Origin of the sequence: Anaerohalosphaera lusitana, assembly GCF_002007645.1 — a bacterium.
Classification (GTDB): Bacteria; Planctomycetota; Phycisphaerae; order Sedimentisphaerales; family Anaerohalosphaeraceae; genus Anaerohalosphaera; species Anaerohalosphaera lusitana.
Genome location: NZ_CP019791.1, coordinates 1,330,794 through 1,348,391 on the forward strand (window position 1 = coordinate 1,330,794; position 17,598 = coordinate 1,348,391).

Consider the following 17,598-nt stretch of genomic DNA (forward strand, 5'->3'; position numbering starts at 1 on the left):
AAACACAAAGCTCATGTTTTCCGGTCCTCACCACCCACGCACTCAAAATAAAAATTGTCATTGCGAGCCGCCAAAGGCGGAACGGCAATCTCAAACTCTACAAAAAAAACTAGCTCATCCATAACAAGCCCCCCCAAACCGCACTCAGCAGCAGAGTAGGATGGGGCCAATTGGATTTTGGGGCGCGGTTTTTGGGGCCTGTTGTCGGCGTTTGGTTTGTGCGGGTTTAGGGGTGATTCCTACGTAATCCGTTGGGTTTTGATTGACAGTTTTGGGGGGTGGGGGTAGCATGCTGGCTTGAAGCTGCTTTGAGGCGGCTTTTTCGTTTACATCCGCGCTTGCGGGTGTGATGTTTAGATATCATTGTAAACAGTTTTTAATTTTATATAGAGCAGTCAATGATTGGCTGGCGTCTTAGTGAATTGGAATCGAGGGATATCAGAATGGCGACAAAGAGAATTTCGTGGACCAAAGTTGATGAAGCACCTGCGTTGGCTAGTTACAGTTTTCTGCCCGTTGTGCGGGGGTTTGGGCATAGCTGCGGGGTTGAGGTGGAGATAAAGGATATTTCGCTGGCTGGGCGGATCATTGCGAATTTCCCCGAGAAACTGATCGAAGAGCAGCGGATCGGGGATCATCTGACGGAGCTGGGTGAGCTTGCGAAGACGGATGGGGCGAATATCGTGAAGCTGCCGAATATAAGTGCTTCGATACCGCAATTGCAGGCGGCGATCAAGGAGCTTCAGGGGCAGGGATATGATGTGCCGGACTATCCGGAGGAGGCGAATACGCCGGAGGAGAAGAAGATACAGGAGCGGTATGCGGTCGTGCTGGGGTCGGCGGTGAACCCGGTATTGCGTGAGGGTAATTCGGATCGGCGTGCGGCGGCGGCTGTGAAGAAATTTGCGAAGAGGCATCCGCACAAGATGATGAAGCCGTGGCCCGAGAGCGGTTCGAAGACGCGGGTTGCGAGCATGGACGATAAGGACTTTTTCGCGAGTGAGAAGAGCGTGACGCTGCCAGCGGCGACGACGGCGAAGATAGAGTTTGTCGGTGCGGACGGAGACAAGGAAGTGCTGAAGGAAGAGATCGCACTGCAGGAAGGCGAGGTGCTGGATTCGTCGGTGATGAACGTGAAGGCGCTGCGGGAATTTTTTGAAAAGGAGATGGAACGGACGAAGGACGAGGGGGCGCTGCTGTCGCTGCATTTGAAGGCGACGATGATGAAGGTTTCGGATCCGATCATATTCGGGCACTGCGTTTCGGTGTTTTATAAGGATGCGCTGGCCAAGCACGGCGAGGCGCTGAAGGAGGTCGGGGCGAGTGTGAATAACGGTGTTGCGGATATTTACGCTAAGCTGGAGAAATTGCCTGCTGAGAAGGCGGAGGAGATTCGCAAGGATATCGAGGCGGTTTACGAGGAGCGGCCTGAGCTGGCGATGGTGGATTCGTATAAGGGTATCACGAATCTGCATGTGCCGAGCAATGTGATCATCGATGCGTCGATGCCGGTGGTTGTGCGGGACGGCGGTAAGATGTGGAACCGCAACGATGAGCGGGCGGATACGGTGGCGATGATACCGGACCGCAGTTATGCGACGATGTATCAGCGGATCATCGAGGACTGCCAGGAGAACGGACAGTTCGATCCGGCGACGATGGGCAGCGTTTCGAATGTCGGGCTGATGGCTAAGAAGGCGGAGGAGTATGGTTCGCACGATAAGACGTTTGTCGCGCCGGGGGATGGGGCGATCAATGTTGTCGATGCGGACGGCGAGGTGCTATTGAGCCAGACGGTCGAGGCGGGCGATATTTTCCGGGCGTGTCAGACGAAGGACGTTGCGGTGCGTGACTGGGTGAAGCTGGCGGTGAATCGGGCGCGGGCTACGGGGAGTCCGGCTGTGTTCTGGCTGGACGAGCAGCGCGGCCACGATGCCCAGATCATCAAGAAGGTCGAGCGGTACCTGGCCGAGCACGATACGGACGGGCTGGAGATAAAGATCATGCGGCCCGTTGATGCTATGGCGTATTCGCTGGAGCGGATACGCAGGGGTAAGGATACGATCTCGGTGACGGGGAACGTGCTGCGTGATTACCTGACGGATCTGTTCCCGATTTTGGAGCTGGGGACGTCGGCGCGGATGCTGTCGATCGTGCCGTTGCTGGAAGGTGGCGGGCTGTTCGAGACGGGTGCGGGCGGATCGGCTCCGAAGCATGTGCAGCAGTTTTTGCGTGAAGGGCATCTGCGGTGGGATTCGCTGGGTGAGTATTGTGCGTTGATGCCGTCGCTGGAGCTGATCGCGGAGAAGAGCGGGAACGCGAAGGCGAAGGTGCTGGCCGAGACGCTGGATGCGGCGATCAGTAAGTACCTGGAGAACGGCAGGGCTCCTTCACGAAAGGTGAACGAGATTGATAACCGCGGGAGCTGCTTCTACCTGGCGATGTACTGGGCGGAGGCGCTGGCGGGGCAGGAGAAGGATGAAGACCTGCGGGCCAAGTTCGGGCCGGTTGCGAAGGCGCTGGGCGAGAATGAGGCGAAGATCAATGATGAGCTGCTGGCGGCGCAGGGTGAGGCGGTCGACATCGGCGGTTATCATCCGGATGTCGAGAAGACGGCGAAGGCGATGAGGCCGAGCGAGACGCTGAACGCGATCATTGACGCGATATAGTTTTTGATGTGGATTGGTTTTTCCGGCCGGCGGCTCTTTGGGCTGTCGGCTTTTTTTGTCTGCAATGGGAGGGAAAGTTCAGACGAGATTTTTGATGAAGACATGGAGGTGTTTCATATCCGGCCGATGGAGAAAGTATGGGGCGCGAACCTGCAAAACAGGTTTTGATATTGGCATTAAATTCATAGGTTGTTTGAGTTTTTCCCGCTAAAAAGGTGCATGTCTATTCCTAATAATAGTGTAGCGACTGTTATTAAAATCAAGCCGAATTTGGCTTCCATTCTTCATTTTTCGCCAGCATAAAATTGATTATCGTGAGCAGCTTTCGCATACACGCAACCACCGCTGTCATCTTCGCCTTGCCGTTTTGTAGTAACCGCCTGTAAAACTTCCTAATCACCGGATTATGCTGTATCGCCACCAACGTCGGCATAAACAGCCGCGTCCTGACCTCCTTGCGTCCACCGCCGGTAGTACGCTTGCCCCGCATCAGGCCGCTGTCACGATTCATCGGCGCCACCCCCACAAGTGATGCGATCTGCCTGCGGTTCAAGCTGCCAATCTCCGGCAGTTCCGATACGATCATTGAAGCAGTCACTTCGCCAATTGCCGGTACGGTTCTCATTTTAATTACCTTTTCTCGAAGCTGCGGATCATCATCAATATGTTCAGCCATCGCGGATTCGACTTTGCCAATTTCACGTTCAATCGTTTTTACCACCGCCTCGACACTGCGTCTTATTGCCTTCTCGAAAACATGCTCGAGCCGGTTACGCTCTGCCGTCCTCATATCAACCAATTGCCTCCTGCGTGCCGTCAGAGTCTTTAATTTGCACATCTTGCGATTGATCCTTCCTCTTACTTGCGGCCTCAACGCCGATGCATACCAGGCAATGGTCCTTGCGTCGATCTTGTCGGTCTTGGCTATCTTGCCGCAGGCCCGGCCAAAAGAACGGACTCGACTGGGATTTACAATAACGACTGAAAGCCCGCTGTCCTGTACCGCCAGTGCAAGCTGCAGCTCATAACCGCCAGTGGATTCCAGCACCACCAGCGTCGGCTCTACTCGCTCTAACATCTTGACACATTCTGCAACTGCCTGCTGATTGTAGTCGAAATGGCTGACCTTCCCATCGACGCCACAGCAAACATCAAAAAAGTACTTCGAAACATCGATTCCAACAAAAAGTTCCATGTCAATTCCCTTCCTTGCAAATGCGGGTTCATCTGTTAAGATGTCCCTTGCGACTGTTCGGGTTAAAAACACGTCTGGACAGCGGATCAGGCTACCTTCGGGCTCAAGGCCCCAGGGTGGGACGATCTCGCTGCCCGTGATCGGTTGGTTGCCTGCAGGCAACCAACCGACCCGAACATTAACTCGTTCGTATCCAAACGTCGCTTTAATACATTATACAAGGGTAGTCAGAAGCCATTTCACACTGCTTCTAAACAACAATTCTATTTATTCAGGAGTGAATCTAGAATGGACATTGCATTTGGTAAGCTCAAGGGATTGGGCATTGCGGCGGTTTTAATCATCGTTTCTTATGTAGGTCTGGCGGGGGCAGGTGAATTTACTTATTCTTGGGACGATGCGGATTCGCGGACCTGGGTTGGCAAGTGGTTCTGGGCGAATCGGCTGCAGGACTGGCGGGTGGATTCCGGGAGGCTGGAGTGTGTCGAGGTGAGGCAGCAGAAGCCGCTGCGGACGTGTCATGTGCTGGCAGCGAGGCTGAACGATGCAGTTGAAGGGTTCAGTGTTTCGGCGAAGGTCGGAACGCTTAAGCCTGCGGACGAGTGCGCGAAGGATGCGGTGGCTGGTTTTCTGGTCGGGGCGGCCGGCGACATGGAGTACAGGTCGGCGGCTTTGGTGCATCACAGCCCGGGTAAGGACGGCGGGCTGATAGCGTGCGTCACACCTGGGGGAAAGCTGCAGTTTCGTGATATGACGGAGAAGAAGTTTCCGGTGATCGCAGAGAGCGATGGGACAGTCGAATTCGGCGAGGACGGGATCGTTCTCAAGCTGGCGGGCATTGTCGAGGCGGACGGATATATTGTGGAGCTTAGCGGGTTCGAGGCTGGCAGCGATGAGGCGGCTGCAAGTGTGAGCATGTCAGTGAAGGCTGCTGATCTTGCGGGCAATGCGGCGATGCTGTCGCATCCGGGAAGCGGGAAGAATACGGCAGGTTTCTGGTTTAACGATCTATCGATGAGCGGTGATAAGTTCGACGTTCATCGCAACAGGACATGCGGGCCGGTGATCTTTACGCAGTATACTTTGAGCGACGGCACGGTCAAGCTCAGTGCACAGATGATGCCGCTGGGCGATGAGGATAGCAGGAACGTAGTGCTGGAAGAGAAAATCAACGGTGAGTGGAAGAAGATCGCTTCGAGCGAGTGGGAAGCTCCGTCTTATGTCGCACTGTTCAGGATGGAGGACTGGGACACGGATGAGGATCATAAGTGCAGGGTTGTTTATGCCGGCGGGAAAGATGAGGGCGAAAATTACTACGATATAATTATCCGCCGCGAGCCGATGGATAAGGAAGAGATCACGGTAGCAGGCTTTTCGTGCGTTCATAACAATAAACGCGGGCTGGAGAGCGGGTTCTATGACTGGAACATGGTATGGTTTCCGCATAGTTCGGTTACAGATCACGCGAGGAGCGAGGGGCCGGACCTGAGCTTTTTCAGCGGTGACCAAGTGTATGAATTTGCAAGTCCGACTCGAATAGATGCACAGCACCTGTGTTTGGATTATCTGTACAAGTGGTACATCTTCTGCTGGGCGTTCAGGGATCTGACATGGGATATGCCTTCGGTATGCATACCGGACGACCATGATGTGTATCAGGGCAATCTGTGGGGTCAGGGCGGAAGGCATGCGAAGAGACAGGGGCTGGGCGGTTATGTTTGGCCCGCGGATTTCGTGAAGATGGTCGAGCGGACCCAGACCTGTCATTTGCCCGATCCTTATGATCCGACTCCGGTCGATCAGGGTATCGGTGTTTATTATACGAACATGAATTACGGCGGGGTGAGTTTTGCGATCCTGGAGGACAGGAAGTTCAAGACAGGGCCCAAGAGTGAGGAGGCTCTTTCGAAGGATCCGACAAAGATACATCTGCTGGGCGAGAGGCAGTTGAAATTTTTGGAGGACTGGTCAGGCGACTGGGCGCCGGGTGTGGATATGAAGTGCGTGCTGACGCAGACTCCATATGTTTGTCTGCATACGGGCTGGGGTTGGGGTAAGCGTCTGTTCCAGTATTCTCCGCCTTCGGAAGATTTTGACAGCGGCGGATGGCCGCCCTACGGCAGGAACAAGGCGCTGCGTAAGATACGCAAGGGTTTTGCGTTCATGATCGCGGGCGATCAGCATCTCGGTTCGCTGGTTCACCAGGGCATAGAAGAATTCGACGACGCGGTCTGGAGCTTCTGTGTGCCTGCAGTTGGCAATTATTATCCGCGGGCGTGGTATCCTAGCGTGGATCCTGAAGAGAAGATCGAGGGTCTTCCTGCTTATGCGGGGAAGTATCACGATAATTTCGGCAATCCTGTTTCGGTGTGGGCGGTTGCGAATCCGAACCCGGTGGGATCGGGCGTGGAGCCGGGAGCACTGAACGATTTCGTGCCGGGCTATGGTACGGTCGTGTTCAATAAGACAGAGAGGACGATCACCTCAAGCTGCTGGCCGAGATCGGCCAAGATCGGCGATGAGGACGGCGAGTTCAAGGGCTGGTCGAAGACGGTGGATATGCTTGACAATTACAGTCCCAAGGATGTTGCGTGGCTGGGGACCGTGAAGGTGAGCGGCTTTGATAAGCCTGTACTGCAGCTTATCGACGGGACGTATGGAGAGGTTGTTTACACGCTTCGTTTGCCTAGCAATACGTTTAGACCGTGGGCGCCGAAGCCAGGTAATTATTATCTGAAGATCGGTCAGCCGGGCAGTGAGCAGGTGGAGATCTTAACGGACCTGAAAGCGACGGCTGAAAAGACCGACGAGGTTATCGAGGTCAGGTTCGAGAATAAGTAATTTTCAAACAGGCGGCCCTTTTGCCCAATGGTTGAAGGGCCGCTGTTTTTTTGGACGCGGGTAAAGGAAGAGAATTGAGTAAGGATCCGACAAAAACACGTTTGTATCTATTGATCGGGGCGATCGTTGCGGCGGTTGTTGCGTGGAACGTCTGGGAGCTGTATTCGAGCGGTGTTGTGGGCGGTGTTTCGTTGAGCAATAGTGACGGCAACGGGCGGGAAGCAAGTGCCGGAGCGGCGGAGCCATCATCCGAGATTGAGGCGGGAGAAGTTGTGGAAAAAGAGGCCGCTGGGGGATCGGCAGAAAGTTCCGGTAACGCACAAGCAGTTGAGCAGGGCTCAGAGCCGGGGGTTATTGCGAAGTCGGGCAGGGATTTCTGGAAGCCGTTCGGGGATGTCAAGATCAAATGGGAGGGTAATACGATCGAGTCGGTTTCCGTGCCGGAGGAGATACGTGCGATGGACGGCGAGGTGGTGAGTCTGCCGGCGATCTGTGTGCTGACGCGTAAGGGCATGGAGAAAAATGAAAACGGGTGTACGGTTAACAATTTTCTTGTCGTGCCGCCCTTCGGCGTTGTGAGGTGCTGCAAGCTGACGCCGGTCACGAGATATGAATGGACGGTTATCGTTGACTGTTCAGATGAGCCCTGGCAGATCGAGGGGGAGATACCGAATGCACAGACGATGAATGTGCGGGGACGTTTCCGGATTGCTGAGAAGCATCTTAACGAGGGTTTGTTCTTTATTGAAGATGCGGAAGTAAAGCCCACCAATGAGGATCTGATCGGCGACGAGGATATATGTCTTTAGCGGCGTCAAGGGGTTGATTTAAAAAAATGTTAACGGTCCTGATAAAAACTCTCCTGGAAGCGGCACCTTATATCGTGCTCGGATTTTTGGTGGCGGGCATTATTCGTGAGCTGGTTCCGCGAGATGTGCTGAGCAAGCATCTGGGTGCGAAGGGGTTGAGGCCCCTGCTGAAGTCGGTGGGGATCGGTTCGCTTCTGCCGTTGTGTTCGTGCGGTACGATACCCCTGGGGATCGGGCTGTATCGGTGCGGAGCGGCTGTAGGGAGCATACTTGCGTTTATCACTTCGAGCCCGGTACTTTCGCCGCTGGTGGTGATACTGTCGATGAAGCTGCTGGGTTTTAAGATGGCGGGGATGCTGTTGGGGTTTTCGCTGCTGACGAGTTTTTTCGTGGGGCTTGGTGGGAACGCTATTTTCAAGGGCGGAGACAGGGAGTCGGCTGGGCGCGTGAAGTCGTATGAGCCGATACGCAGGAACGAATCGGGTGGAGCGATTATGCGGATACTTCGGTGGTCGTTTCGGGATTTTGGGGGCGAGGCATCGATCGACATTCTGATCGGGCTTGCGGTGGCGTCGGCGATAATTTCGATCCTGCCGTCGGAGTGGATATCGACGTGGCTTGGCAAGCAGCAACTTTCGACGTTGATCTATGTGATCATCATCGGGATTCCGGTTTATGCGTGCAGTGTTCCTTCGGTGCCGATCGTGCAGGGTCTTCTGCTGATGGGTGCGACGCCGGGTGCGGCGATAGCTTATATGCTGGCGGGTCCGGCGACGAATCTCGGGGAGCTGAACGCGATCCGAAGGCACATGGGGAAATGGACGGCGGGGTATTATTCGGCTGGGCTGATCGTGTTTTCGCTGTTCGCGGGGCTGGTGACGGACAAGCTGATATTCCCTGATTACCAGTATGCGGCCCGCTTGCTGGACAACGGTGAGCTGGTCGTTTCGCAGTGCTGTGTTCCCCTGATATTCGGGACCGAGACGCTGGGGAAGATGCGGCTGGAGTCGGTGCCGTTATGGCATTGGCCCTTCGGGGTGCTGCTGGCGGTGATACTGGTGCTGGGGGCGATAAAACGTGTGGGTGAATTTGTGACGGATCCGTGCGGGAACTGTGTGTGGCGGGAGTACGGGGAGAATACATCGTGCGGCGGACGGTGTCATGTGAGACGGAAGCATGAGTGGCTGCGGAAGCTGTGGCCGGGGCGCTGACGTTGATGTGCGGGTTCGTATGTGATTCGTCTGGCGTTGCGTGGGGACTCGCAGCTTGGGCGCCGCTCGCGTTTTTTTGTGATGTATCGGCGTTTCGATGTGGGGATTTGTTGACTTTTTGGGTGTTTTCGGGGATAATGCGGGGGTGCCGAATGGTCGGTTTTGAAGAGTGTGCGGGGGTTAATTTGCGTTGAAGGGTTTGGCTATGAAGGGTGTAGAGGTATTGCGTAGAGTTCGGGGGCGCAGCGGGTTTACATTGATCGAATTGCTGGTTGTGATCGCGATTATTGCACTTTTGATGGGGATAATGTTGCCTGCGATGAGCAAGGTCAAGGAGAGTGCGCGGTTTACGGTCTGTCAGTCTGGGCTGAAGCAATACGGGTTGGCGGGGAAGATGTACCTAATGGAGAACAGCGATAAGTTTCCGCATTCGTATAACTGGCTTTATAAGTACAGCAAGGTACAGTCGCCGTGCGCCTGGCACGATGCGGATCTGAATTTTCATAAGGAGCCGGACGTAGCGGGGGTTTTGTGGCCTTACCTGGCGAGCAAGGACCTGCATGTTTGTCCGACGCTGCGGGGCGTTGCGCGTGATCATGGAGCGGATCACTGGGGGCACAGCGGTGCGACGCCGATCGATCCGCAGTACGGGTACTGCATGAACGGGTATTTCGGATCGTGGCCGTTCGATGCGGGGAATGGAAAGAAGACGTATGTTAAGAGGAGCGGGCAGGTTAAGCGGCCGGGGCGGAAGGTGTTTTTCGGTGAGGAGAATACGTGGACGATAGAGAAGTGGTCGGATTCGTCGCTGAACAATAACAATATCGTTGCGATGACGCTAGAAAATGGAGACTGGAAAAATGCATGTGCGTTCGCGACGTTTCATAAGACGAAGGGGAACGATCGGAACAGCGGAATATCGAATGCAGTTTTTCTTGACGGGCACGTTGAGACGGTTAATTATAAGCAGACGCAGGAACTGACTGTGCCGTTCTAGGTGAGCAGTGAGTTGATGATTGAATATGTTTTCTAATTTTTGATTGGAGTTATGATGGGCGAAAAAATGGGTCGAAGGGTAATGGTATTGGTCGTTGTTTGGGTCTGTACAGTTTTTGCGGGAGCGAATTCGCTGGGGGCTGAGGAGGCGGCGAAGGATGAAGTTGCTGCGAAGGCGGCTGCCAAAGAGAAGGTTACGAAGAAGCTGGACGAGGCAATCGCGAAGGCGAAAGAGGCTGCGGAACTTGCTGAGGAAGCACGAAAGGCGGCTGGTGAGGCAGTAAAGGAAGCGGACGGAGTGCTGGGCAGGCGCGAGCTTGGTCGGAAGATGCGGGAGCTGGGGGAGGTGCTGGATGTGGAGAAGTATCCGACGCCCGGTGAGCCTTTGCGGAAGAACAGGGACGGGCTGGATTTTTCGCTGTTTCAGTCGGAGCTTTGGGGACTGAGCAGAGTGGAAGCGGATAAGGTTGAGAAGCACCCGGCGGCGGACGGCTTTCCGGGCAGCGTGCCCGCGGATGCGAAGCGAGTGAGCAAGACGGTGCGGGTTGAAGCCGGCGGTGAGGGGTGGCGGCCGACGATCGGATGGGCGAGGAACCGGTATGACTGGGTAAGTACGGGTCTATATGCCGCCCCGGGCGAACTCGTGACGGTAAAGGTCGGCGATGGCGCGATGACTGAGGGATGGCGCGTGCGGATCGGGTGTCACAGCGATCGGCTGTGGGGCAAGAATACGCTCAGGCGGGCGCCGTCCATTACGCGAGCATTCGAGATCAAAGGCACAGAGACCAAGGCTGCGAATGCGTTCGGCGGGCTGGTTTATATCGAGGTGCCTGCGGGCGCTGAGGCGGGTTCGGCTTATGTGACGATCGAGGGTGCGGTCGAGGCGCCGCTGTTCGTGCTGGGGCAGATGAGCGATGAGGACTGGCAGGCGGAATGCGAGAAGGCTGGTCCGTGGGCGGAGCTGGCGAGCGAGAAGCTGATCGTGACGGTGCCGACGAAGATCGCTAAGCAGGTGGATAATCCGACGGCGCTGATGCGGACGTGGGACGATGTAATGGATGCGTGTGCGGATCTGCTGGGAGTCGGGCGCGAGCGTGCCAGGCCCGAGCGGATCGTGATGGACACGCAGATCAGTGCGGGGTATCTGCATGCGGGGTATCCGATCATGGGGCCGTTGAGCCTGGCCGAAGAGCTGGTCGACAGGGATTATATTCTCGGCAAGACGGGCGAGTCCGCGTGGGGATTCTTTCATGAGATCGGGCACAATCATCAGTACGGCGAGTGGACGTTCGGCGGGACGATCGAGGTGACGGTGAATCTGTTTTCGCTGTATCAGATCGAGCAGGTATGCGGTGAAGAGTCGAACAAGCACGGCGGGGTCGATCCGGAAGGACGCAAGAAAAAGCTGGCGAAGTACCTGGCGGATGGATCGAAGTTCGAGACGTGGAAGAAAGATCCGTTCCTGGCGCTGTATATGTATTCGCAGGTGCAGGAGGAGTTCGGCTGGGAGGCGTTTACGGATGTGTTCGCGGAGTATCGGGCGGCTGGGAAGGATGAGCTGCCGAAGGATGATGCTGCGAAGCGGGACCAGTGGATGGTGCGGCTTTCGCAGCGGATCGGGCGGAACCTTGGGCCGTTCTTTGATGCGTGGGGTGTGCCTGTGAGTGCGGATGCGAAGGCGAAGGTGGCGGACCTGGAGGAGTGGATGCCGAAGGACTGGCCGGGGAAGGCGCAGGCTGCGAAGGCCGGCGAGGCGAAGTAGAGCTATCCATTTTTGATTTGATGTTCGGTCCCCCCATCTGCTGTGTGCGGTTTGGGGGGATTTTTTTTTGGCGGAATATGCAGTAACGTTTTTAGCGTGAGGGGTTTCATTATATACGGAGCGTATTTGGGGAGCTTCGAATCGAAAGACAAGCTCCCGAGCCACAGCCCAGAGAACACTACGAGCACGCATGCATGCACTCAACACCATCAAACACCCAATCACCCCACCACGTCCACGCCCTAAACCACACCCGCACCACGCTCAATATCATCCGCCTCACCCGCACCCAGAGAACCCAACGCCAGCCGCACCGCCCAATCGCGCCCACCACCACACTCGTGTCATTGCGAGGAGCGTAGCGACGTGGCAACATCAAACTACACAAAAAGCTAGCCCACCCATAACAAGCATACCGCACCGCCCAATCTGTCATCCGCCTCAGGCGGACTCAGTATGAAAAGTCTCACCTTCTTTTGTCATCCGCCGCAGGCGGACCCAGCATAGAAAAACCGTCCAGCAGCGACCTCCATATTAACCCCTCCACACCACCCGCACCCCCAAACGATCAACCGCATCTCACCCATAACACCCACCGCCCGTAGGGTGGGCCATGCCCACGCAACCCAACGCCTACACGCACCACCCAACGACACCGCACAACGCCCGCAAACGACACCGCACCCAAACTGTCCCTCATCACAAAAACTCGCACCCACACCAAAATCTGTCATTGCGAGGAGCGTAGCGACGCGGCAACCTCAAACCCCACAAAAAAGCTAGCTCACCCATAACAAGCATACCTACCGCTTCTCGTCTGTCACCCCCGCACCATCACGACGCCGCACCTGCTCCCGGACTTCCCTCGGCGCCTCCTCGATGGGAACTACCGCCCCCTTTACCGGCACCTCAGCTTCCATCACGACATACTTCTTCTCATCGCTTAGAAAATATCCATACCTCCCTGCCTCCCACTCGAACTGACTCGCACCGTCACCCACAGCATCCCTTGTCGAATACCCGCCCGCAGGCTCATTTCTGCCAAGCTCACATATCTCGTCAATACTGACTCGTCTGTGTTTTCTGTCCCCGCCTTCATACCAGAGCAGACTCACATCAAACTCCGGATCGATCTCCCGCAGCAGCTCCAGCCCTTTCCGCCCAGCCGCAGCATCACAATGCACCAGCGTAAAGCATATCGCCCTAAACGCCTCACCATGATTAATCACCTCAAGCCTGCCAAGCCCCTTCTCACCCCGATGCCTTCCCTTCAAAGGCACGATCACAAACTCCCACTCACCCGTCTCATGCACCTCGATCTCCTCATGCTCCTGCGAATATATCTCGATCCGGTTCTCACCCCAGTTCAGCACACTGTCCATCGTCTCCCCGATAAACACAGCCGATGCTGCCTTATTCTCGCCCTCCGCCAGCTCATTAAAAATACCAATCAGCATCATATTCAACCCCACCGATAATCCCAGCAGCACCCCCAATAACCCGATCCCAGCTTTCCTGTCCATCCCAAAACTCCTGTCACAAAAAAATCTTCCAAAAACCAAGTAACACTTCCGCATACCGCACCACGCCCAGTCTGTCATCCGCCTCAGGCGGACTCAGTATGAAAAAGTCTCACCTTCTTTTGTCATCCGCCGCAGGCGGACCCAGCATAGAAAAAGCCGTCGCGAAGCGACCTCCAAATCCTTTCCTCTACGCCACCGCGCACCCCAAAACGATCATCCGCATCACACTCAAAACACCCACCGCCCGTAGGGTGGGCCATGCCCACGCAACCCAACGCCTCCACGCACCACCCAACGACACCGCACAACGCCCGCAAACAATCCCGCACCCAAACTGTCACAACGATACCACTACCCGCCTAATCATTCAAGCTATATCTTTTTAGTTGCAACCAAACTCTCTCCCCGTAACATCAACTCCAAAATCATTATTGATTGAATCACTCCGCTGCGACTCAAGAATCAAGATGATCCATTAGACTCGTCTATCTCGGTTCTCAATCCTTAACTCAAATTGCAAAAGTGTTGAGTAGAAATCATATTGTCAGCCGATAAGGATATGATGGTTGTACAAAATAATTAAATGCTTTTCTAAATAGCAATTTTACGAAATTGTTTTTTATAGTGGTTATAAATATCTTTGTGTTCATCGTTTGCGATGTTGACTAAAAACTTTTCGACTATCATGGCAAAAGCAAAATCATTTGGTATGCTCGGCTTGTTTACTTTTTTTAATAAAACGCTCAAGAGCCGGCAGTAGAAATGTCCTATAAGATGCCCAAAGCAATCCCTAAATGTGATCAACTCTAGCTTTTGAGAGCTCCGAACTGGCCTGAGGTGTTCTCTTCTGACCTCTTTAAATCTCTTTCTAATCTCTGAAACTCTTATCGTTGGGTAATCACCCGCCCCTTTTCCAATGTAACGGCATGGCCGGTCGCGGTCAAAAAAAGAATGACTATTTAGTCTCAAAACCGCATCAGCTCGCACTGCCCGTGCCAAAAGTTTTTGACAAGCTTGCAGTACTTTAAGAATGTCCTTTTTAGTCGCATCCGCTAAGCGATTTGCTGCGCTTGCATATGAACGATATGCTTCAACTAGCGAGCTTGGATTGCAGCAATCATTTTCCCAACTGTAACCATAGGTATACAATACATTATGACTGTTTATTAATTGCGAAGTTAAGTCGTCAAAATCTCGATCCATAGCTGCAATTACGCGTTTACGGTCTCCCGCAGCTATGTCTTCAGCAATTTCTCTAACTGCGACTTTTGATCCAATTGCTTTGCAATGGCATTTGACTCCCGGTGCAAAATGGTCAAACAAACCCTCCCAAAACCGTATATCATCACCATAGGAGTAAAACTCACTTTCTGAGGCATCTTGGTATTTTGTTTCAGGCCCACCTTCTACATAAACAGTAATTTCAGTTCCATAAAAAAGATAAGTGTTTTCCTCACCCGATTTTGTGCGTCGATAAACCACTAAACATCTTCTCCTACTTTATAAACTCTGTCTGAATAAACGCTTACGATATCTGGCGAATGAGTTGCACACAAAATTTGTGCACGCGGATTCAATGTTAAAAGATTGGACACAAGCTTTTCCTGCCAACTCACATGAAGCGATAATTCCGGCTCATCAGCAATATAAACCCATGCTTTCGATTCTTGCAATAATGCCTCCCCTAGCATTATAAGTAATTGCTTTTCTCCTGATGAGAAATTGTTAGCTGCAAGAACTTTTCCAGATTTTGTAACTCCTTCAACCTCGTTCCTTTCGTTTATGCGAATATCCTTAGTTGTGAACAGATCATTCAAAACGGTGACGAAAGTTTTTCTCGGTGTAAGTATTTTTGCCTGTTCTTCAAGCAATTTATTCCAGTCTTCAACAACCTTGTGGCTACGATAAGCATTAAGAAGAACAGCCATATCTTTCCAGTCTAGCTTGCCATCTATCATTTGTTGAAGTGTTGTTTTAACCTTACGGCATCGTTTGTATATATTCTCCTTCGAAGCTTCTTCCTTGGCGATATTTAACTTTGTAAATATTTCAACTAATTTTTTTGCTTCTTCGCTCATGTTGAAAGTTTCAACTAAAGAAACAACTTCATCAAAATCATTACCAGATACTAAAAGTGATACAATTATATCTTTTTGGAAATCTTCAATTTCTTCAGCTATTTCCGAAGATAAAACTGAAAAATATTTGCTCAACTGAGAGCATACTTCATCTAGTTTTTGATCAACAGAAGATTCATAAGTTTCTTCGTCAGCATCCAGTGCTCCTCTATGGATAGAAAGCCAATTTAAATTTACTAGTGACTTAAGTTCGCTCAGAATACCTCTAGTCAGACGTCGCTGATAATAGTAATGCCTAGAAGACATCCTTCGGCGCAACCTATCTTCTACAAAGTCATCTAGTGAAAAGAGTTGCTCATTATCTTTCCCTTTAACAATTTTGTAATTGATTGCTGGACATGGTGATTTTCGCTCGCGATCTTTGATGACGTACACAAAAGGCTTAAAGCCATCGTCTGTCTCACTAAGTTCAATTGTGATGGAGTCGAAATGTATCCTATCTAATGTCTGGAAGTCTGCGGATAAAGCTGCTGCGATCAGGTTAATGATGGTTGTTTTCCCAGACCCATTCACGCCTATTAAAAAAGTGACGTCTTGGAAGAAGTCAAACTTGAAACATACTTCGCCCCATAAATTGTCGATCTTAATGGAAGTTACCTTATGCATCTATAATTCCTAAATGAAGATGAGATTGTGATACTTAATGTATTTGTGTGATGCAGTACATGTGCCTTGGAGTTGCTCAATTGCCTGATTGCATCAAAATCCAAAACTATCTATTACATTTATATACCTTATCCTTAATCCTTATGCAAATTCTTTTGACCGTCCGAACTAATTCTTTGCTATATGGAGTGACCTTTGAAAAGCGGTTCAAAAATTCAACTTACCCGATTGCTGACTTCTAGATGTTTTATTGTCGCACTAAGACCCCCCGTGCGTCTTTGTTAAGTAAACTATTTCGTCCAAAAAAAGAAAAAAACCATCCACTTAACTTCCGCCCACTTTTACCCCATCTTTGCTTACTTTTACCCCACTTTTCCCTGCTTTTGCCCAACTTTCCACCCTTTTTCAAAACACAAACACACTGGTTAAAATCACCCACCCAAAAAGCCCCCGATTTGCCCTCACCTCGCATTGGCAATCCCCCGCTGAATGCGTTATAATGGAAAAAATGAAACAGACCATACTGCTCGTAAATCCTCCCATATATGACTTCGCGGCCTACGATTTCTGGCTCAAACCCCTGGGCATGCTCACCACGGCAGGGCACTGCAAACCCTTTGCCCACATAGACTTATTCGACTACCTCGACCGCCTCTCGCCCGACATGCCCCCGCCCAAAAGACCCCCCAAAAATCGCTTCCGCAAGGGCCCGTTCCATGCCCAGCACATCCCCAGGCCGCCCGAATTCGCGCACATTCCGCGCTATTTCAGGCGCTTCGGAATACCCCGCAGAGTTTTCCAGGATTACCTCAGATCCCGCCCGCAGTACGATTTTGTACTCATCCAGACCACAATGACCTACTGGTACCCCGGCCTAAAAGAGGTAATAGAGGATGTCCGCACCCTCCAGCCGCGCGCAACTATAGTACTCGGCGGCTTTTACGCGACTCTGCTCCCCGATCACGCCCGATCCCTCGGCGCGGATCTCATAATCGAGGCTGACAACCATAAACCCCTGTACGACAAGCTCTTAGCGACACCCGCCGACTACCACCCACCATACTGGCAGGCCTACCCCAACCTACGCACCGCCGCCATGACCCTCACCACCGGCTGCCCCTACAAATGCACCTACTGCGCCATCGGCCAGATGAATTTACCCTTCGCCCACCGCCCCATCGACCACTGCATACAGGACCTGCAACTTCTTCTCAGCAAAGGAGTTACCGACATCGCCTTCTACGACGATGCGCTGCTCTACAAGCCCGAAAAGATACTCAAACCCTTCCTCGAATACGTCATCGGTAATATTCCCCAGGGCAAAATAAACTTCCACACACCCAACGCAATGCACGCAAGATACATCACCCCCGAAATTGCGCAACTCATGGTCAGAGCAGGATTTAGAACATTCTACCTGGGCTTCGAATCCGCCTCCCCGACCTTCCAGCAAAACACCGGCTCAAAAGTAGTATCCGCCGACCTAGCCGCCGCCGTAACCCATCTCAAGAACGCAGGCGCAGACGCGCAAACCATTACAGCGTATGAACTTATAGGCCACCCCAACACCGACCTCCAGCACCTCGAATCCTCCATCCGATTCGCAAATTCCCTCGGCATAAAAGTCATGCTAAGTGACTTCTCACCCATCCCAAATACCCCCGACGGCCAACTCTGCAGTGAGTATATTGACCTCTCAGAGCCGTTAAATCACAACAAAACCGCCTTCCCAATCACACTTCTAGGCCACGATAAAGTCAGCTACTACAAGAACTTATGCAAATCCCTAAACCGCTCTCTCCCCGCGCCCCGCTCCGCCTGACCGCCCGCCCAAAACATATTAGCAAA

13 protein-coding genes are annotated in these 17,598 nt (G+C 52.8%); 8 read left to right on the plus strand and 5 right to left on the minus strand.

The features are described 5' to 3' along the window. Nucleotides 1–443: 443 nt before the first annotated feature. Nucleotides 444–2,669: an NADP-dependent isocitrate dehydrogenase gene (locus STSP2_RS05675; RefSeq protein WP_146660691.1), complete on the plus strand. Its 2,226-nt coding sequence runs from the start codon at nt 444–446 to the stop codon at nt 2,667–2,669. A gap of 259 nt (nt 2,670–2,928) precedes the next feature. On the opposite strand, the gene STSP2_RS05680 is transcribed toward STSP2_RS05675, so the two are convergent. Next, entirely contained in the window at nt 2,929–3,864 is a 936-nt protein-coding gene (locus tag STSP2_RS05680; protein ID WP_146660693.1) for an IS110 family RNA-guided transposase, read from the minus strand. Nucleotides 3,865–4,152: 288 nt separating this feature from the next. On the opposite strand from STSP2_RS05680, the gene STSP2_RS05685 reads away from it, so the two are divergent. The 5 genes from STSP2_RS05685 (at nt 4,153) to STSP2_RS05705 (ending at nt 11,483) form a co-directional block, all read left to right on the plus strand. After that, a complete protein-coding gene (locus tag STSP2_RS05685; protein ID WP_146660696.1) occupies nt 4,153–6,705 on the plus strand; it encodes an alkaline phosphatase D family protein in 2,553 nt (850 codons plus the stop codon). A gap of 74 nt (nt 6,706–6,779) precedes the next feature. Further along, nucleotides 6,780–7,514 carry a hypothetical protein gene (locus STSP2_RS05690; protein WP_146660698.1) on the plus strand — a complete coding sequence of 245 codons (735 nt, stop codon included), beginning with the start codon at nt 6,780–6,782 and terminating at the stop codon, nt 7,512–7,514. A 26-nt stretch (nt 7,515–7,540) separates the two neighbouring features. Further along, nucleotides 7,541–8,725: a permease gene (locus tag STSP2_RS05695; RefSeq protein WP_146660700.1), complete on the plus strand. Its 1,185-nt coding sequence runs from the start codon at nt 7,541–7,543 to the stop codon at nt 8,723–8,725. Between the two features lie 205 nt (nt 8,726–8,930). Next, entirely contained in the window at nt 8,931–9,722 is a 792-nt protein-coding gene (locus tag STSP2_RS05700) for a type II secretion system protein (protein ID WP_146660702.1), read from the plus strand. 66 nt (nt 9,723–9,788) lie between these two features. After that, nucleotides 9,789–11,483, plus strand: a complete 1,695-nt coding sequence (locus tag STSP2_RS05705; protein WP_169853017.1) for a M60 family metallopeptidase — start codon at nt 9,789–9,791, stop codon at nt 11,481–11,483. Between the two features lie 178 nt (nt 11,484–11,661). Here STSP2_RS05705 and STSP2_RS05710 read toward each other — a convergent pair whose 3' ends face one another. Both STSP2_RS05710 and STSP2_RS05715 read right to left on the minus strand, forming a co-directional pair. Then, nucleotides 11,662–11,859 (minus strand): hypothetical protein, encoded by a 198-nt coding sequence (locus STSP2_RS05710; protein ID WP_146660707.1) that lies wholly within the window; start codon nt 11,857–11,859, stop codon nt 11,662–11,664. Nucleotides 11,860–12,286: 427 nt separating this feature from the next. Then, entirely contained in the window at nt 12,287–13,006 is a 720-nt protein-coding gene (locus STSP2_RS05715) for a hypothetical protein (RefSeq protein WP_146660709.1), read from the minus strand. Between the two features lie 98 nt (nt 13,007–13,104). Between STSP2_RS05715 and STSP2_RS05720 the strand changes: the two genes are divergently transcribed. Continuing rightward, the gene (locus STSP2_RS05720) at nt 13,105–13,392 is read left to right on the plus strand and encodes a hypothetical protein (RefSeq protein ID WP_146660711.1); all 288 of its coding nucleotides are present in this window, start codon (nt 13,105–13,107) and stop codon (nt 13,390–13,392) included. Nucleotides 13,393–13,597: 205 nt separating this feature from the next. Here the strand turns inward: STSP2_RS05720 and STSP2_RS05725 are convergent, their stop codons facing one another. Both STSP2_RS05725 and STSP2_RS05730 read right to left on the minus strand, forming a co-directional pair. Beyond that, nucleotides 13,598–14,488: a DUF4435 domain-containing protein gene (locus STSP2_RS05725; protein WP_146660713.1), complete on the minus strand. Its 891-nt coding sequence runs from the start codon at nt 14,486–14,488 to the stop codon at nt 13,598–13,600. Continuing rightward, entirely contained in the window at nt 14,488–15,750 is a 1,263-nt protein-coding gene (locus tag STSP2_RS05730; protein ID WP_146660715.1) for an AAA family ATPase, read from the minus strand. The genes STSP2_RS05725 and STSP2_RS05730 overlap by 1 nt, the downstream gene beginning before the upstream one ends. Nucleotides 15,751–16,249: 499 nt before the next feature. Between STSP2_RS05730 and STSP2_RS05735 the strand changes: the two genes are divergently transcribed. Continuing rightward, nucleotides 16,250–17,572, plus strand: a complete 1,323-nt coding sequence (locus tag STSP2_RS05735; protein WP_146660717.1) for a B12-binding domain-containing radical SAM protein — start codon at nt 16,250–16,252, stop codon at nt 17,570–17,572. Nucleotides 17,573–17,598: the final 26 nt, after the last annotated feature.

Coding starts and splice junctions, on each gene's coding strand:
- STSP2_RS05675 (WP_146660691.1), top strand. CDS start 444: ATGGCGACAAAGAGAATTTCGTGGACCAAAGTTGATGAAGCACCTGCG.
- STSP2_RS05680 (WP_146660693.1), bottom strand. CDS start 3,864: ATGGAACTTTTTGTTGGAATCGATGTTTCGAAGTACTTTTTTGATGTT.
- STSP2_RS05685 (WP_146660696.1), top strand. CDS start 4,153: ATGGACATTGCATTTGGTAAGCTCAAGGGATTGGGCATTGCGGCGGTT.
- STSP2_RS05695 (WP_146660700.1), top strand. CDS start 7,541: ATGTTAACGGTCCTGATAAAAACTCTCCTGGAAGCGGCACCTTATATC.
- STSP2_RS05700 (WP_146660702.1), top strand. CDS start 8,931: ATGAAGGGTGTAGAGGTATTGCGTAGAGTTCGGGGGCGCAGCGGGTTT.
- STSP2_RS05705 (WP_169853017.1), top strand. CDS start 9,789: ATGGGTCGAAGGGTAATGGTATTGGTCGTTGTTTGGGTCTGTACAGTT.
- STSP2_RS05710 (WP_146660707.1), bottom strand. CDS start 11,859: ATGTTGCCACGTCGCTACGCTCCTCGCAATGACACGAGTGTGGTGGTG.
- STSP2_RS05715 (WP_146660709.1), bottom strand. CDS start 13,006: ATGGACAGGAAAGCTGGGATCGGGTTATTGGGGGTGCTGCTGGGATTA.
- STSP2_RS05720 (WP_146660711.1), top strand. CDS start 13,105: ATGAAAAAGTCTCACCTTCTTTTGTCATCCGCCGCAGGCGGACCCAGC.
- STSP2_RS05730 (WP_146660715.1), bottom strand. CDS start 15,750: ATGCATAAGGTAACTTCCATTAAGATCGACAATTTATGGGGCGAAGTA.
- STSP2_RS05735 (WP_146660717.1), top strand. CDS start 16,250: ATGGAAAAAATGAAACAGACCATACTGCTCGTAAATCCTCCCATATAT.